We start from the raw sequence: 16063 nt of genomic DNA, 5'->3' as shown, positions 1-16063 counted from the left end.
TTATCCTAGTAATTATATTAGTTATGCTTTGCTTTGTCAAGGCATACTAATCTCCCTGCAATTATAGCAGGGTTTAGGATAATCCCTTTGGCTTTATACTAACTTTCTTTATCTCCTTTCTTTAAAATTTGTTTTCTAAAACTTCAGTTTCAATTATTTGCACATCTTTTTCTTTGAAAAAAAGATTTTGTTTTAAAACTTTTACAAAAACATCTCCTTGCTCCGTATTGTAAGTGATAGAATAATCAAACTCGCCAGCTTCAACCATCTTATCTTCATGATAAGAATTAGAATCATTTACAGCCTTTTTTAAAATCACATAAGACATACTCGGATAATTTAAAATAATTCTCTTTTTCTTTTTAATGTTTTCAAAGCTTTTAATGGAAGTTTCTTTTTCTTCTTTCTTTTCAAACACAGGAACAATTTCCATTTTTAAAAACTTTTCTTGATCTTTAATATCATTTACAGCAACCCAACCACTTTTATCATCAAATAAATAGTTATAATTAGTATTGTTTTTAATAGAACAAGCACTAAAAAAGATTGCACAAAATGCAAATAAAATTACCTTATGCTTCATTTCTCATCCTTTGTAATATGCTCTTTCCTAAAGACATAGCATTACCCCCTGCAACAGAAGCACCCGATTTCATAGCAGAATAAGCACCTTCTGCCATTTTAGAGCCTCCTTTTTGAGCATGCCCAAATAAATTTCCAAGAGTTTTTCCAGCAACAGAACTTATAGGATTGCTTACCCTTGAAAACACACTTTGCATAGCAGAATCTAAAGCAACGCTTCCTACTTTTTCAGCAAAAACCTTTGCTACAAAAACCATAGCAACTAATAAAACAGAGGAAAAAATCATTGATATTCCTATGAAAAATGAATCTGTATCAGCATTTGCGTATTGGCTTTGATATGTATTTACAAATTTATATATTTGTTTAGCAAAAACTTTAAAAAATAAGCTCATAAAAAGAACTAATAAGGTATTAGAAATAAGCAATGCAAGCCATTGAGTAAAAACATTTTTAGTGCTTTTATATAAAAGACAATAAAACATTAAAGGTGCAGCAATCACTAATATAGTTTGAGTAAAAGCAGTAGCATTAATCACTACTAAAGCAGGTAGCACAGCTATGCCAAAACCTGTATAAATCATAACTATACTAAATGCAGCAACTATAATGCTAAATCCACTAGCCTTAGCCCATATACTATCAGCTAAATTTCTAACTTCATTAAAAATAAAATCAATTTGCTTATACATACTAAGGCTTCCACCCGCCCACTCATGAAAGCCATCCATAGCATTAATGACTAAAGTAAGCCATCCGCCGATATTTAAAGAAAAAGTGATGATCATAGCCTTAGCAGCTAAATCCCACATTACTTCTTTAGTAGGACTTTGAGAACGACCAAATAAGATTTCATAACCCTTATACATAATAGTAATAACAAGGGTAATAGAAAAAAGCACGGCAAGTTGAGTCATTTTTTCACTCAATGCTGCATTTCTTACTACTTCTAAAATCACATGAGTAGCATTACCAAGCTCTGTAAAGAAATTACTTTGCATGGTAAGCCTTAAAAGAAAATATGAGATTATAAAAATTTATAAGATTAAAAATTTGGATATAATTACATGGGGTTAGCCATAGGGCGGCAACCCTATGGCTCAATAAAACCTCAGAAAAGAGGTGATTTGTTTGAACCAAAAATATTTTATACTTATTATTATACTTCTTTGTATAGTAATAGTCAAGGCTTATTAAGCTCTTGCCCTGCTTTTGCAGGGATAAAATATTTTTTATTTTTCTACTTAAAAAATTAAAATAAAATACGAAACTACAAAAATTTATAAGATTAAAAATTTGGATATAATTTTTTGGGGTGTTTGCCACAAGGTTCGCACCCTTGTGGCGAAAATCTAAGCCCCTAAAGGAGCTAAGATGAATACCACTAAATTCATCATAGTTGTAATTATACTCCTTTGTATAATTATAGTCAAGGCTTTTTAGTCTTGCCCCACTTGTTGGGGTATGGTGGATTTTCCTTGTGGCTTTAAATCTAAAAATAGCCACTAATATAACTTTAACATTGTTAATCACTATGGTGTTTTAAGAAGTTTAAGAAGACTAAGGTATAATACCCCGAAGGGTTAGCCGTAGGCTGCAACCCTATGGCTAAATTTAACCCTAGAAAGTAGGTGATTAAATTGAGTTATAACAAACTTATAATTGTAATTATACTCCTTTGTATAGTTACAGTCAAGGCTTATTAGCCTTGCCCCTATTTTTAGGGGTATAAGTTTACCCTACGGCCTTTCTTAAACTTTCTTTATCTCCTTTCTTTAAAATTTGTTTTTATTTAAATTAATTTGGTTTTAAAATTAAGTTTTTGTAAAACTTGTGTTTTTCCATTTTTAAATTTTTCTACTATTTCATATTCTATTAGTTCTATAAATTTAGAATTTTGTTTTTGTTCTATTTCCTTTATAGCGTTTGCTATCTTTTCCTTATAAGGTGTATCAGGAAGATCATAATGTTTTAGTTGTTTTATTTTTTCTATTTCTTTGTTTTTAATGATTTGTTCCATTTGATTAAAAGCATTGATAAAAGCAATTTTAAATTGTAAAGCTTTTTTACCTGTAAAACCCATAGCTAAAAGCGTGAATGCATCACGAGTTAGATTATACATAGGCATTTTTCTATTAACAAGCTTACCATTCTTTGGGTTCGTTGTTTTCGATATTTGCACGACCTCCGCAAAATTGCGGAGTTCGTTAGAAACCCCTATTTCTCGCAATTCATTTAAAATATTTCTAATAGATTTTAAAACATCATCATGTCTTTTCCCAAACACTTTAGCTATATCTAAACTTGTGCAAAAAATTTGCTCATCTTTGTTTTCAAAGATGACATCTATATTGTTAATATTAATAACACTACTCATTTTTCACTCCTATTTAGTCAAATAAGCCACTAGCTTTTGCTTTTTCTTCAGCTTGCTTCATAAGCTCGCCATAATCCAAAGGCTCTTTCCCCATTGATTCTGCAAACAGCTGTGCTGCTTGATCTTGTCTTATTCTTCTTTGATTTTCATAATGCATATTAGAAATTTCAAGATTAGTTTTAATGATTTCTAGTTTGGTTTTTTCTACATTAATCGCATTGTTAATGTCATTAGTTTCTTTAATATCTTTTGATTCTATAAGTCTTTGGTGTAGTTTTTCTAAAGACTTTGCTACGGTATTAACTTGGATAGAAGCTTGATTATAATGCTCCACTTGAGCTGCATAAGTAATCATATCCATTCTACATATTCTTTTTCGCTCTTCACTCAAATAACTAGCATTGCAACGATCAAAAAGAGTGAATTTTCTAAATGTTTCTTTGCTTTTATCGCTTAAAAAGCCTTGTGGATCTTGCAATACATCATCATAAAAAGATTGTATGTTTTGTCCAGCTTGTGCAAAATCTAAATAAATTTGTTTTGTGTCTCTCATAAAAGACACTGAATCTCTTGCACCTGTTTTAGACATAAGTTCATTTTGATAAGCTTGAATTTGTTGTTGATAGTGTTTAACCGTATCTTGCCATCTTGTAGCTTGTTTAGTCCACTCTGCAATTTCTTTTGCATTTTGGGTTGCCATTTGTGAATTTGCAGTCGCATCAACTACAGGAATACCAGCACTAAAAGCTAAGTTAGGCAAAATCAATAGGGAAGTAAGAATAAGAATAGATTTTTTAAATTTTTGGATATAATTTTTTGGGGTGTTTGCCACAAGGTTCGCACCCTTGTGGCTTAATTTGCACTCCGAAAGGAGGCGATTAAATTGAGTCATATAAATCTCATAGTTATTATTATACTTCTTTGTATGATAATAGTCAAGGCTTATTAGCCTTGCCCCATTTTTATGGGGATGAGATTTCCTTGTGGCTTTAAATCTAAAAATAGCTACTAATATAACTTTAACATTAATACCAGCACTAAAAGCTAAATTTGCAATACATAATGATGAAATTATGGAAAATAAAAATTTATTTTGTTTTTGGATATAATTATTTTTGGGGTTTGCCACAGGGCGGCAACCCTGTGGCTTAATCTTAACTCCAGAAAGGAGATATTTTAAGATGAAGTTCACACGCTTTATCTTAGTAGCAATTATACTACTAAGTTTAATAGTAGTCAAGGCTTTTTGAGTCTTACCCTGTCTTTTGACAGGGCTATTTAAGATAAAACGCCCCTGTGGCTTTTTGGTTTGATTTTTACTTAAACTTAATCTCATTGTTCTTCCTTATAAAATGTTTTAAGTTCATTGATTTTTTCTTCCAAAGTTTTGTTTTCTTGATTAAAGATATTTTCTATTTTTTCTATATAGCTTGTGCCTGTAGATAAAATTTTTAGGTTTTCTTTGCCTAAAGATGAAAGATCCAAAGAACAAACAACTGCTTCATCTTGTCTTTTAACAAGGAATTGTCGTTTATATGGGGCAAAGTTTTTAACTATTAAAAATTCATCTTTACTAAGACCTAGTCTTAAATACTCATCTTCTTTTGCTAAAGGGTTTGGTAAAAATATTTTTGTAGCAGATTGTTCAACTAAAGTATTTGCTATCTTTAGTTTTAAAAAGTCCTCTATACTTTGTGTAGCAAGTCTTAAAAAGCCATTTTGTTTTCTTATGGTTTTAAACTTGTTTTTTACTTCTTCTGCCACAATATCATTTTCTAACCACTTCCAAGCTTCATCAATATCTATACAAAGTCTTCTTCCATCTGCTAAATTCATAACACGCCAAAGAATAAAATAAGAGATTAATGCTGAAACATCTTTTTCATCTAAAAATTCAGTTCCATCAATACCAAATAAATTAATATCATCAGGAAAATCTAGGTTGTCATATTCATTATCAAACACCCAGCCAAATTGTTTTCCTTTTTGGAATAAAGACAATCTACTTTTTAAAGAGTTATTGTCATTAAAATCATCTGTAATATTTTCAAGAAGTAAAGAAATAGGATATTTTCTTTCAGAAATTTCAAATTGAAGCATTAGAGTATTTACAGCTTCATTGATTTGTTTTTCTTCTTTTGTATTAAGAATTTCGCCATTGCGTGTTACACATAGTTTTATTAGTTGTTTTAAAAATCTTAAATTTTCTTCATTAGTTTCAACCATAAAAGGATTAAACCCAGTAGGCTTACCATTTTTAATAGAAATATATCTACCGCCAGCACAAAGAATATTGCCTAAAGCACCTTTATCTTTATCTAAAAATACAGCTGTAAATTTCTTTTTATCTTCAGGTATGTTTGCAGGGAAACTATCTTTATTAGCATACTTTATCATTTGATTAATGATAAAATTCATAAACACGGTTTTACCACCACCACTTTGACCTAAAATCAAAGTATTAGCTAAATTCAAATCACCAAATTCATCTTTGTTTTTTCCATCGCTTTTGTGGAAATTTAAAAAATATGGTTGTTTATTTGGTGTTTTTAAAATAGTTACAGCATCGCCCCAGCAATTTTTTTCTTTTTTGCCCATTAAGAAATTATGTAATGCAACCAAAGATGAAAAATTTAAAGATGAAATCATATGAACTCTTGGGCGTATTGCAAAATTACTTGGAAATTGTGAAAAATAAGAAGCAGGTAGTGCAATATTTGCTAATGTTGAAGTAAAGCCTAAACTATTTAATGAAGTTATTATTTTATTAGTATTTTTCTTGCATTCATCAATGCTATCACCAAAAACACAAATACTAAAATGATAATTTCCAAAACTTATAACATTACTAATTAAATCATCTAATGCTAAATTTAATTGCTCTATCTGACTTACGCCATCATCTTCACTTGAAATTAGTTGATTAATTTGTTTGTTTAATGCTGATTTTGAATCATATTTTGATAAAGGAACAAAAGTTTGAGTGATAGTATAATCTACATCAAGATACATTAAAGAATCTAAAATACCTGAAAAAGTTTCATTAGAATAATCTTTAATTTCAATAATTCTAGCAAATCTTTTTGTATCATCATTGTAGTTTAGCTGAATCATATCGTGATTAAATTGAATATTTTTTAAAGTTCCTGTTAGATATTGATATATCGGAGTATCACAAACTACAACAGGATTAAATTTTCCACCTATTAAATAATTATAAAATTCTAATTGCTCGGAATATTTAATATTATTCTTTTTATATACACTTAATATTTTTGGTTTAAAATCTTTAATGTTAGCTTCAAGTTTTCCTAAGTATTCTTGGAATTTAAGAACAAAATTTGAAATTTCTTTTGCTTTTGATTTGTAATTTAATTTATTGAAAGTCTTTAGATCAATATTAGATTTTAAAGGCTTATAGACCAAAGTTAAATAAAGCGAATTTTGCTGAAAACTTTTTTTATCAAAACTCTTATGGTATTTTTCATCAATTTCCTTTAAAAAAGAATTTTCAAAATGAGAATCTAAAAATTCATGTAATTTAAATCTTACATTATGAAAATAAAAAGCAATAGGTTCATTAGAAAATGACATTATCATCATATTTAAAAGATTTTTTTTAAAAATTAAATTCTCATCTGACTCACACTCAAATTCTATACCCTCAATAAAAAATGTGCTAATTAGCATATGTTCTTTTGTAATAACAATACTATCTGTAAGTAAAGAGCTATAAGGAATTAATTTCTCTAAACTTGGTTCAGCATGAAGTGGAAATATAGATAATTTTGGAAAATCATTATTAGTTGGCAATCGTTTATAGCTTACGCTATTAAAAGTTTTTGCTTTATGATACTTTCTACTCAAAAAATTACTAATAAATTTAGTTTTTAAAAAAAACAATCTAAACATTTGCTCATCTTTCTTAGTCATTGCTTTCATAATAAAATAAGAAATAACTCCAAAAATTAAAAGGAAAAATTGTTGCGTATAAACAGCTATTAAGATAAATCCTAAAAGGTTCATTATGAAAGGCACTAAAGGCACTCCAAAAAGGAGTGCAGGGCGTGTTAATCCTTTAAAGAGCGGATCAAAATAGTTATTCATAAACTTTTAACCCACCAAAAGAGCAGCCAAAGAAGAAGCAGAACCTATAACAACACCACCAATTACCACTGGTAAAACTTCAGTCCATTGTTGTTTTAATATTGCCATTCTATAACCTGCAATACCAAAAGCTATTGTAATAGCAATAATAGAAACACCAAACAAAGCTGACTCTATATCTTGTGCCAAAGTATTGACTTTATCAATACCGCCTGCAGCAAAAGCTAAATTTACAGCTAATGCTATTAATAGTATTTTTTTAAACATTTAAAGGAGTCCTTTCATTAAAAAATAACGAACGATAAATTTAGCTCTTATATTAAATATAAAGGTATTATTTAATTTTAATTTTTTATTAAAATTAAATGTGTAATAAACATTTTTTTTGATTTTGGATTAAAAAGGAGTAAATTTGGCAACTAAAAAATCAGATTTGTATAAAAAAATTATAAAGGTAAGAAGTAAAATTAAACAAAACTTAAAACCTAAATCACGATTATATTTGAATCTAAAATTTCAGAGAAGAATATATGAGTAAAAAATATCCTTATTTTCTTTCAAACAAAATTTATTTTCATCCTATGATCTTATGGACTAACATTAAATGTAAAAATTGCAATGAGAATAAATATATTGAATATACAGAAGATGAAGCATATAAAAAAGTTATCTGTCCAAAATGCAAAATGATGATTGAAGTAGAGAAAGGAAAAAGCAACAAATGAAAGAATTAGATTATTATAACTTTTTAGAAGAAGCAGATTGTCTGATGAAAAAATATAAAGAAGAATAAAAAGAACTTGCAGAAGAAGTATTTTTAAATTTCTTAAAAGAAATGATAAAAAAATACAATATTACAAAAAGAAAATGCGATTGTTTTAAACTTAAAAAATAACTTTCTCTTTTTTAGTCTTGAAATAAAAGAACAAGGTCAAAAACATTTTGAATAAAATTCTAAAAAATACGAGAAAGTTGATTTTTTATGGAAATCATAAAATTTGAGAAAAGATTATATAACTTAAATCGAATTAAAAATAAATTATATTTATTTTATATCTAATAAATATCTTTTTAATATTTTTTAATTATGTGTCTTATATCTATATATAAATATATTTTTATAAACTATGAGAGATAAAAATATCAGTATAAAAACAACATTTTCTGTAAAGGATATTTAGATAGTGAGTTTAATATAGTTTCCGACTTTTTTCTATATTCAACATTATTGTATTTCTTCGATAAAATATCTAAAATAACATAACATCACACTCGTTTATATTCCTTGTTGCATTAGCAGATCACTTCCAAATATTTAATTCTTGCCAGTTTTGTGGTATACCCATAGCAGCTTTATCAATACTTGGATATTTATTTAATAATTTTATAAATTCTTCTTTAATGTTATATTCCTTTAAGATTATAGTCAATACACTTACTGCGAAAAATATTTTATCACGATCTACATTTTCATCTAGAAAATTATCATTTTTTCTATATTTAAATTTTTTAACAAATTGTCTATTCCAAAGCCTTGAGTGATGTGCACATAAATTTCTAACATAAGATAAAGTTTCTATCCAGTTTTCAAAAACATCAATTTGTATATTTTCTAATTCAAAAAATTTCATAAGATCTAATTGTTCTGTTTTTTGCATAAGTTTTACAAATTTAGATAATGTTCCAAAGGATAAAATTTCAACTAGAGCCCACAATGGTAAATCATCTGTATTGTATTTGTTTTTATATGTTGAATGAAATCCTCACTAGCTCTTTTCTTCTCTTTATCTATTTGCTCAATCAAATCACCGTAAAGACAACGGTCCTTAATCCTCATCTCTCTTTTTAAAGATTTTATATCTTGTATATAACCAAAAGGTTTATATTGTTTAGAATGAATATGAGAAATTTGTGCCCTTAAAATAATTTCTAACTCAGATAGATAATTAAATACAAATTTTCTTAAATCTGTATCAAAATTATATAGTAAAACTATATCTTCAAAAGTAGTTCCATCTTGAAACATGTCTTTACATGGTGAATTCTTTGGATGTTGAAAAGGTATAAAATAAGAACTTAAACGATAATAATGATTTTTCTCTAAAAACTTTATAGCTTGTTTTTCATCTTTTACAATAAGGTTTCTATTTTTTAAAATATCAATAAGGCTGGGATAATCTTTAAAATCTTTATAATTCATGAGAGCACCTTCCAGTCAGCATCATGAAAATGCTCGGAAGGTATGTTAACGAAATAATAAAATATTTTAGTTTTATTTTTGCTTAAATGAAACTGCACTTTGTAGCCTTTTAAACTAACACAAGTATTAATTATTTTGTTTCTTATTATTTTTTTGATTATATTAGATGCTAACACAACATGCTTCTTAGCTCTTATCAACTTGAAGTATATAAGAAAATAAGTCATTCTATTTTTTAAATAAAATATCACACTTAATCCTTTGTTAAAGTTAGCTTTTCTTATTCTTTTTTATCTTTTTAATATCGTTTGATATAGTTTTTTGACTTACCATAAGATAACTAGCTATTTCCGATTGTGTTTTTTTCCCCATTAATTGTTCTACCTGTTTTAATCTTTCATCTGGAGTTGTTTTAATATACTGAACTTTTTCTTGTCTTTGAAAATTTCCATTTTCCTCATATGTTACAACAGCTCCTTTAACCCCATCGTTTATTTTTATAACAGTTTTATTATTGCTTATGTTAATACTACATTTTGCATTTTCAGGAAAATTGTTTTTTATACTATTTATAACACTTTTAACAACATTTACAACTTGGATTGTGTTGTTTTGAACTAATTTATTTTGATTAGTATTTTCTTTGAGTTTATTCATATTTATTCTCCTTATTCATTAGTAATATTATTACTTTACTTAGTAAGTATAGTTTTTACTTGTAAGTTACTAGGAATTATACTTAAAATAAATTAAACAAATCTTAATTATTAATTATAAAAAGTTTAACTTTTGAAATAAAAAAATAACAATATTTTTTATTGTTATTGTATAGCATATCAAATAAATATCTTTTACATTTTTTATATATATTTTTATACTATGTATTTAATATTTTTATGATATAATTATGATATATAATAAATATCATAAGGATAAGTATGATTATATCCATCTGTAATGAAAAAGGCGGAAGTGGCAAAAGCACATTAGCTGTAAATTTAGCAATTAAGGCAGCTGAGAGTAAAAAGGTTTTATTGTGCGATAGCGATCCGCAAAAATCTGTTATGACTTTTGTCAATATTAGAATGGAAGAAGGTATTAATAGAACATTCTCTGTTGTATCTAAAGTCGGCGAATCTTTAAAAGATTTTATACAAAAAGAAAAAAACAAAAATGAGTATGATTTAATTATTATTGATACTGGTGGTAGAGACTCAAAAGAAATGAGAATAGCATTAGGTTTTTCAGATGTTGTAATCATTCCTACAATCCCAAGTCAATTTGATGTTAGTGTTTTAGATAAAATGTTTACAATTATTAAAATGGCAAAGGAATTAAATAGAGATCTACAAACATTTGTTTTAATCAATAAAAGCTCTCCAAATCCTTTTTTAAATAAAAAGATTGAAGATTTAAGAGCCTATATTAAAGAGCAAGAAGATGACAATATTAAACTTTTAGATAATATTATCTGTGAAAGAGAAAAATATAAAACTTGCATTCAAATGGGTTTAGGAATTAGTGAAACAGAAATTAATTCTAACAATAAAGCTTTAGAAGAATTTAATACTTTCTATAATGAATTAATAAATAAAATCAAAGGATAATAAAATGGCATTTAAAAAAAATACAAATGTGAATTTAGATAGTTTTATCGAAGGAGCTACGGGAGAAACTTCAGCACAAAAAACCCCTACGCAATCTGGAAGAATCAAAAGAGATAAAAAGCTTCTTGTAGGTTTTACAAGTGAAGAATATGAAAGATTGTCAAATATGGCAGAACAAATGGGTATGGATAAAGGTGCTTTTATAAGATTTAAGGTGCTAAATAACTAAAAGATATTTTAAAAATATAATTTTGATATGTATATAATATATAAAAAATATTATATACATATTATAATGATACATACTATTAAAAAATAATACTTCAAACAATTTTAGATATAATTACATAATGGTAATAGCATATGTAAGAATTAGTACAGCAAAACAAGACTCAGAAGTCCAAAAACTCCAAATATATGAATATTGTATAAAAAACAAAATTAATATTGATGAAGTTATGGAAGTTGAAATGAGTTCAAGAAAAAGTTTAGAAAAAAGGCGTATGAATGAATTAAAAGATAAACTCAATGAAGGTGATTTATTAATTTGCACAGAACTTTCAAGATTAGGAAGAAGTATGCTTGAAGTTATTACATTAATATTAGAACTTTCTGAAAAGGGTGTGCAATTTGTTTTTTTACGACAACCTGAATTAAGTTCATTTAACAATCCTTCTCAAAAATTACTCCTTTCTTTCTACGCTTATGTTTCAGAAACAGAGAGAGACTTTATCTCACAAAGAACAAAAGCAGGACTTGCTAATGCACGCAAAAATGGAAAAAATATAGGTCGTCCTACAAATAGTTTTAATAGTATGTATGATAAAGATGAAGATCTAATAAAAGAGCTTATATCTAAAAAAATAACCTTACGCAATATTTGGAAATTTTTAGGCGAAAAAGGAACTTACAATAACTTTCATTATTTTTGCAAAAGAAGAAAATTGACATAATATATCATACTAATTTATAAATAATATTATATGGATATGTAAAAAATATCTATATAATATTTAAATTATATGTAATTAATATATATTTAATCAAATAATGTTATACTTCTAAAATTCAATTTTAATATTCTTTGTATAAAATGTTATTTCCCAAAAACAAAACATTTTCTTAAATAGCTATAAACAATTTTGATGCTGTTATTATGACACATTCGTAATTTAAATTGATACCTGCCCCTTAAAAGATTATAAAAGCTCTTTTGTGCCAAATCTGCAAAGATTTTAGAAGATTTAAATAAAAACAATAATATTCAGAAAGAATATGATATTAAAAATTAATTAGTAAAAGGCGATTATCTTTCACTTTAATAAATAAACAATCCAAACAGCCAGTGCTATTGAAACAAAAGACATAAGCTTAATTATTGCACGAAGGATATTATTCTTACCTTTTTCTTTATTGAAATCTTCTTTGCAATATTGTAATAACTTATCATCACCTTCTTTTAGATATTGTAATTTTGCTAATTGATTACACATATCAAAAATACGAACTTCTTGAATATAATCAAAATCTTTTCTTATTTTTAAATCACTGATGCTATCTATACTAAAACTTGTATTATTTTCATTAAATATGAAACCTAAATTTTTATACAATTTATCCCTTCTTATGCGATTCTTGCAACTCTCTTCATTTTCATCATTTTCTTTACTCAATATATCATGAAAATTTGCCTCTGGAACATAACTTAAAGCGATTTCTAATATTTTATTTATTACAAATGTCCCTATACCTAGAGATTTATAATTATGATCAATCTCTACGCAAGAACTAAAACTCCAATGACTCCTATATTTCAACTTCCAATAATTTCTTTTTTTATTATCATTTTTAAAAACACCTAATTCATTTTTCAAATATTGATAGTCTATAATTGCACATATTTCAACATAATAAAATTTTTGATTTTCTTCAAATGCTTTTATTTCAAAATCTAATTTAAAACAAACTTCTTTTTCATTTTTTTTGCAAATATAAAATTTGCTAGTATAAACTTCTTGTTCCATTATATTTTATTCCTTTCTCTTATAAATTATCCATCTCTTTCAATCTCATTATTCCTAGAATTTGTCCATCGCAAGCTACTATCGGTTCGTTCTCGCTTTCCTTGCTGTAGCTGATTGAGTGCATTGATGTGCATAGGCATTTGAGTTCCTTTTCGCTCATGAACCACAGACTGTTCGGACAATATTCGCATAAAGTCTCTTTCTTTGGCAGATTCTCTTGGGATATTTGATTTATTACTGGACTCTTGTAAAATTCTCTGTCTATATTGTTCTGTATAATCTCTCTCATTGTTTTCCTTTATAGTATATTTTAGATTATTTTTTTCATCTGATTGCAATGGTTTTAGCTCTTTTTCTCTACCTAAAACAGAAGCGTCCCAAACAGATTTTTTTGCCATTTTGGTTACTTCAAAAGTCTTTCCATTTGCTTTAATTTTTTTCTTAATTTGATATGTTTCTTGTCCTATAATTTTAAACTTTGCATATTCCCCTTTTAAAATTTTATTTTCTTTGATAACTCTTTCAAGATCATTACTCCATATTACAGCTATACCTTTTTTTGTTCTATATTTCACATAAAAACTATCTTTAGCTTTCTCATCAAGACTAAATTTATATTTTGCTTTTCCATAATCTAAAACTTGATAATAATGCATTTTAGTTTGTTCTTTATTTTTTTCAAGTTTATAGGATACTTCTTCATTGTTTTTTGAACGAATAGTTGCTTTTGCTTCCACACCTAAATTGTTTAATGCTTTAGCAAAAGATAATCTCAAATTCATTAAATCTGATTTTTTTGGATTAATTCTTTTTCCATTTTTATCTGCAACTTTTAAACAAACATGACAATGTGGATTGTCAGTATCATCATGAAAAGCAACTGCAAAAAAATTATCTGGATACATTTTTTTTAATGTCATTAAAACAGCTTTTTTCATTTTTTCTGGAGGTGCATTTTTATAATCTTGCATAGAAAAAACCATATTAATAGTATGTCTTTTTTCTTTTTTTTCTTGTCCAAATCTAGGAATAGGAGCGCCCTCATTTTCATAAATTTTTTTTAAAATTTTTAACTCATCTTTTCCTTTTAATATATCAAAATCACTTGTAATTATTTCTACTGTTCCTTCTCTTGAAATATAATCTAAATGTTTGCAAACTGCTTGCAAATTTTTCGAGCCTGATGTAATTTTTACAACGACTTCAGTGTTTTTTCTAAAAACTTTATTTGTTTTATTTGATATATTTTTTTTAACAAAATTATATGTAGATTTAGATCCAACTTCTATTTTAGTATAAACTCTTTTTGCTATGATCTCATCATCAAAAATTTTAAATCTTGACATTAAATTCTTTCATTATTTTTAAGAATAATTTTTTCTAATTCTTTGGATAATTTTTCAATATTTATTGAAATATCCTCAAAAGATTTTTCTAAATTTTTTTCATTTATTCTCACGCTTTTTCCGCTTCTTAAAATTTTTAAAAGCTGATATATATTCCTTCCGATTGTGTTTATTTCTGTTCTTGCTAATATAAATTCATCGATATAATTTTTATCAAAAAATTTATCTTTATAAATATGATTTAAAGTTAAAATTCTTATTTGTTTTGTTGCAGTTCCATTTCCATTTTTCTTTGCAAAATCTGAAAATATTTTATATTCATCTTCGGTAAGTTTAAATCTAATTTCTTTTTTTGGTTCATTATTTTGATAATTTATTTTATCTATAGTGTTTATATTTTCTTTTTCATTATCATAAATATTTTTTAAAATTGTATTTATTATTTTACTGAAAGAAACTTTCATTTCTTTTTTTAGTCTAACAAGATAAGAATAACTTTTTTCATCAAAGTAAATATTAGTTTTTTTCATAAAAATTACAACACCTTTTATTGAGTCTCGCAGAGAATATTTTGCTATTTACTAAAAAAATAGTGTCATTTTTTGGAGTAAATAGCTATCCTGCTATTACTACATTTTTTACACCTGTATTTTAGTCAATTTATCTTTACATAAAAATTAATATTTTCAGCATTTATGATATAATTAATATATAAAAATTCACAAGGAGTAAGATGAGAAAAGATAGCAAGGAAATAGAATTACTCAAACAAGAGTATAAAGAAAAAATCCAAAAAGCAAAACAAAAAGAGAAAGAAAGAAAAGAGAAGCTTTGTAAAAAATTAGGCTCTGAAATTATCTCTTTATTAGATAAAGATGATTTTAGAAATTTATTTTTTGATTATATTCAAAAAAATAATTTAGAAAAGATAAAATCATTATGTAGTGAAGTTGATGATTTTTTTAATATCAACTATACCAACAATAAGGAGGATAAAAGCAACTAAAAAAATATAAACAATTTTTACAATAATCCAAAAAAAACAAAACCAAAAAACAAAATTATTAAGGATGAAAAATGGAAAACATAGATATACAAGAAAATGAAAACAAAAACATAACATTTGAAAATATAAAAGTAAAAGTTATTGATAATTCATCATTATGTGAAGAATATCAAGAGTGTGTTTTTAATGGAACTTATGACAATACATCAAATCCTAAAGAGATTGAATCTCTTTTTAATACTTTAAAAACTTTTGATTCTTGTGAAAAGCTAAAACGAATGGAAAAATTATCTTTTTCAAAACAAGAAATTGCGTTTGAAATTATCACGGATGATTTAAAAATACCACTAAAGGTAAGATTAGGTGATGGACATTTTGAGAAAGGTTTAGATGAGTTAATTAAACTAGGTAGTCAAAATATTGATGCTAGTATTAACAAAAGAATCAATCCAAAAATAAAAGAAAATTTTGACAAAATATTATCTCCGCTTAAAGCTGAAAATTTTCAAAATATTCTAAATGGAACTTTTGAAGCAATTAAAGAAGTTGGAGTTTTATCAAATGCAAATGAATTTTCTAATTTTGTTTCAGAATTTTTAAAAGCTTACAAGGAAACTCAACAAACATCTGAAAGTAATAAAACCATAGATAATTCAAAAGATAAGAAAAAAGATAAAAACTATTTTTTAAAAAAAGTTGATGAGTTTTTTCAAAAAAAGCTTAATTCTCGTGAAAGGGAACATGTTCGGACTAACGAAAAATCTTTTTCTAAATCACTATAAAATTTAAAAGGATTATCGATGTATTATAATAG

17 protein-coding genes and 1 pseudogene are annotated in these 16063 nt (G+C 26.1%); 6 read left to right on the top strand and 12 right to left on the bottom strand.

All coding sequences use genetic code 11. The features are described from left to right. Positions 1-121: 121 nt before the first annotated feature. The 7 genes from L8X97_RS07610 to L8X97_RS07580 all read right to left on the bottom strand — a co-directional run bounded on the left by L8X97_RS07610 (position 122) and on the right by L8X97_RS07580 (position 7333). Entirely contained in the window at positions 122-583 is a 462-nt protein-coding gene (locus L8X97_RS07610; RefSeq protein WP_257911335.1) for a hypothetical protein, read from the bottom strand. Next, entirely contained in the window at positions 573-1583 is a 1011-nt protein-coding gene (locus L8X97_RS07605) for a type IV secretion system protein (protein WP_263662999.1), read from the bottom strand. The genes L8X97_RS07610 and L8X97_RS07605 overlap by 11 nt, the downstream gene beginning before the upstream one ends. Continuing rightward, positions 1573-2088 (bottom strand): hypothetical protein, encoded by a 516-nt coding sequence (locus tag L8X97_RS08450; RefSeq protein WP_263662997.1) that lies wholly within the window; start codon positions 2086-2088, stop codon positions 1573-1575. Before L8X97_RS08450 ends, L8X97_RS07605 begins: the two co-directional genes overlap by 11 nt. Positions 2089-2374: 286 nt before the next feature. After that, positions 2375-2959: a Rha family transcriptional regulator gene (locus L8X97_RS07595; RefSeq protein WP_263662995.1), complete on the bottom strand. Its 585-nt coding sequence runs from the start codon at positions 2957-2959 to the stop codon at positions 2375-2377. 13 nt (positions 2960-2972) lie between these two features. Further along, positions 2973-4295, bottom strand: coding sequence for a type IV secretion system protein (locus L8X97_RS07590; protein WP_263662993.1), 1323 nt, complete (start codon positions 4293-4295; stop codon positions 2973-2975). Continuing rightward, entirely contained in the window at positions 4292-7066 is a 2775-nt protein-coding gene (locus L8X97_RS07585) for a VirB4 family type IV secretion/conjugal transfer ATPase (RefSeq protein WP_263662992.1), read from the bottom strand. Before L8X97_RS07585 ends, L8X97_RS07590 begins: the two co-directional genes overlap by 4 nt. Positions 7067-7072: 6 nt before the next feature. Next, positions 7073-7333, bottom strand: coding sequence for a TrbC/VirB2 family protein (locus tag L8X97_RS07580; RefSeq protein ID WP_012662257.1), 261 nt, complete (start codon positions 7331-7333; stop codon positions 7073-7075). A 263-nt stretch (positions 7334-7596) separates the two neighbouring features. On the opposite strand from L8X97_RS07580, the gene L8X97_RS07575 reads away from it, so the two are divergent. Further along, on the top strand, positions 7597-7791 hold the full coding sequence (locus L8X97_RS07575; RefSeq protein WP_041570416.1) for a hypothetical protein: 195 nt from the start codon (positions 7597-7599) through the stop codon (positions 7789-7791). Positions 7792-8367: 576 nt separating this feature from the next. Here L8X97_RS07575 and L8X97_RS07570 read toward each other — a convergent pair. Together L8X97_RS07570 and L8X97_RS07565 are read right to left on the bottom strand one after the other, a co-directional pair. Then, positions 8368-9266 (bottom strand): annotated as a pseudogene (locus tag L8X97_RS07570) (Abi family protein). 270 nt (positions 9267-9536) lie between these two features. Next, entirely contained in the window at positions 9537-9923 is a 387-nt protein-coding gene (locus L8X97_RS07565; protein WP_263662991.1) for an HTH domain-containing protein, read from the bottom strand. Between the two features lie 281 nt (positions 9924-10204). On the opposite strand from L8X97_RS07565, the gene L8X97_RS07560 reads away from it, so the two are divergent. The 3 genes from L8X97_RS07560 to L8X97_RS07550 all read left to right on the top strand — a co-directional run bounded on the left by L8X97_RS07560 (position 10205) and on the right by L8X97_RS07550 (position 11826). Further along, complete coding sequence (locus tag L8X97_RS07560; protein WP_044599638.1) at positions 10205-10873, top strand: plasmid partitioning protein; 669 nt, start codon at positions 10205-10207, stop codon at positions 10871-10873. Positions 10874-10877: 4 nt separating this feature from the next. Next, a complete protein-coding gene (locus L8X97_RS07555) occupies positions 10878-11102 on the top strand; it encodes a hypothetical protein (RefSeq protein WP_263662990.1) in 225 nt (74 codons plus the stop codon). Between the two features lie 121 nt (positions 11103-11223). After that, positions 11224-11826 (top strand): site-specific recombinase/resolvase, encoded by a 603-nt coding sequence (locus L8X97_RS07550; RefSeq protein ID WP_012662252.1) that lies wholly within the window; start codon positions 11224-11226, stop codon positions 11824-11826. Positions 11827-12186: 360 nt separating this feature from the next. Here the strand turns inward: L8X97_RS07550 and L8X97_RS07545 are convergent, their stop codons facing one another. Genes L8X97_RS07545 through L8X97_RS07535 form a run of 3 tightly spaced genes read right to left on the bottom strand, consistent with a single transcriptional unit; the run spans position 12187 to position 14773 of the window. Further along, on the bottom strand, positions 12187-12897 hold the full coding sequence (locus L8X97_RS07545) for an N-acetyltransferase (protein WP_263662988.1): 711 nt from the start codon (positions 12895-12897) through the stop codon (positions 12187-12189). A gap of 26 nt (positions 12898-12923) precedes the next feature. After that, positions 12924-14243, bottom strand: a complete 1320-nt coding sequence (locus L8X97_RS07540) for a relaxase/mobilization nuclease domain-containing protein (RefSeq protein ID WP_263662987.1) — start codon at positions 14241-14243, stop codon at positions 12924-12926. Beyond that, the gene (locus L8X97_RS07535) at positions 14243-14773 is read right to left on the bottom strand and encodes a hypothetical protein (protein ID WP_257911298.1); all 531 of its coding nucleotides are present in this window, start codon (positions 14771-14773) and stop codon (positions 14243-14245) included. The genes L8X97_RS07540 and L8X97_RS07535 overlap by 1 nt, the downstream gene beginning before the upstream one ends. Positions 14774-14976: 203 nt before the next feature. Here L8X97_RS07535 and L8X97_RS07530 point away from each other — a divergent pair, with 203 nt between their 5' ends. Both L8X97_RS07530 and L8X97_RS07525 read left to right on the top strand, forming a co-directional pair. After that, positions 14977-15249, top strand: coding sequence for a hypothetical protein (locus L8X97_RS07530; protein WP_012662289.1), 273 nt, complete (start codon positions 14977-14979; stop codon positions 15247-15249). A gap of 71 nt (positions 15250-15320) precedes the next feature. Continuing rightward, positions 15321-16031: a hypothetical protein gene (locus L8X97_RS07525; RefSeq protein WP_195671244.1), complete on the top strand. Its 711-nt coding sequence runs from the start codon at positions 15321-15323 to the stop codon at positions 16029-16031. Positions 16032-16063 lie beyond the last annotated feature (32 nt).

Source organism: Campylobacter sp. CNRCH_2013_0671h (genome assembly GCF_025773055.1).
GTDB classification, from domain to species: Bacteria; Campylobacterota; Campylobacteria; order Campylobacterales; family Campylobacteraceae; genus Campylobacter_D; species Campylobacter_D lari_D.
This window is presented reverse-complemented; position numbering and strand designations above follow the sequence as displayed.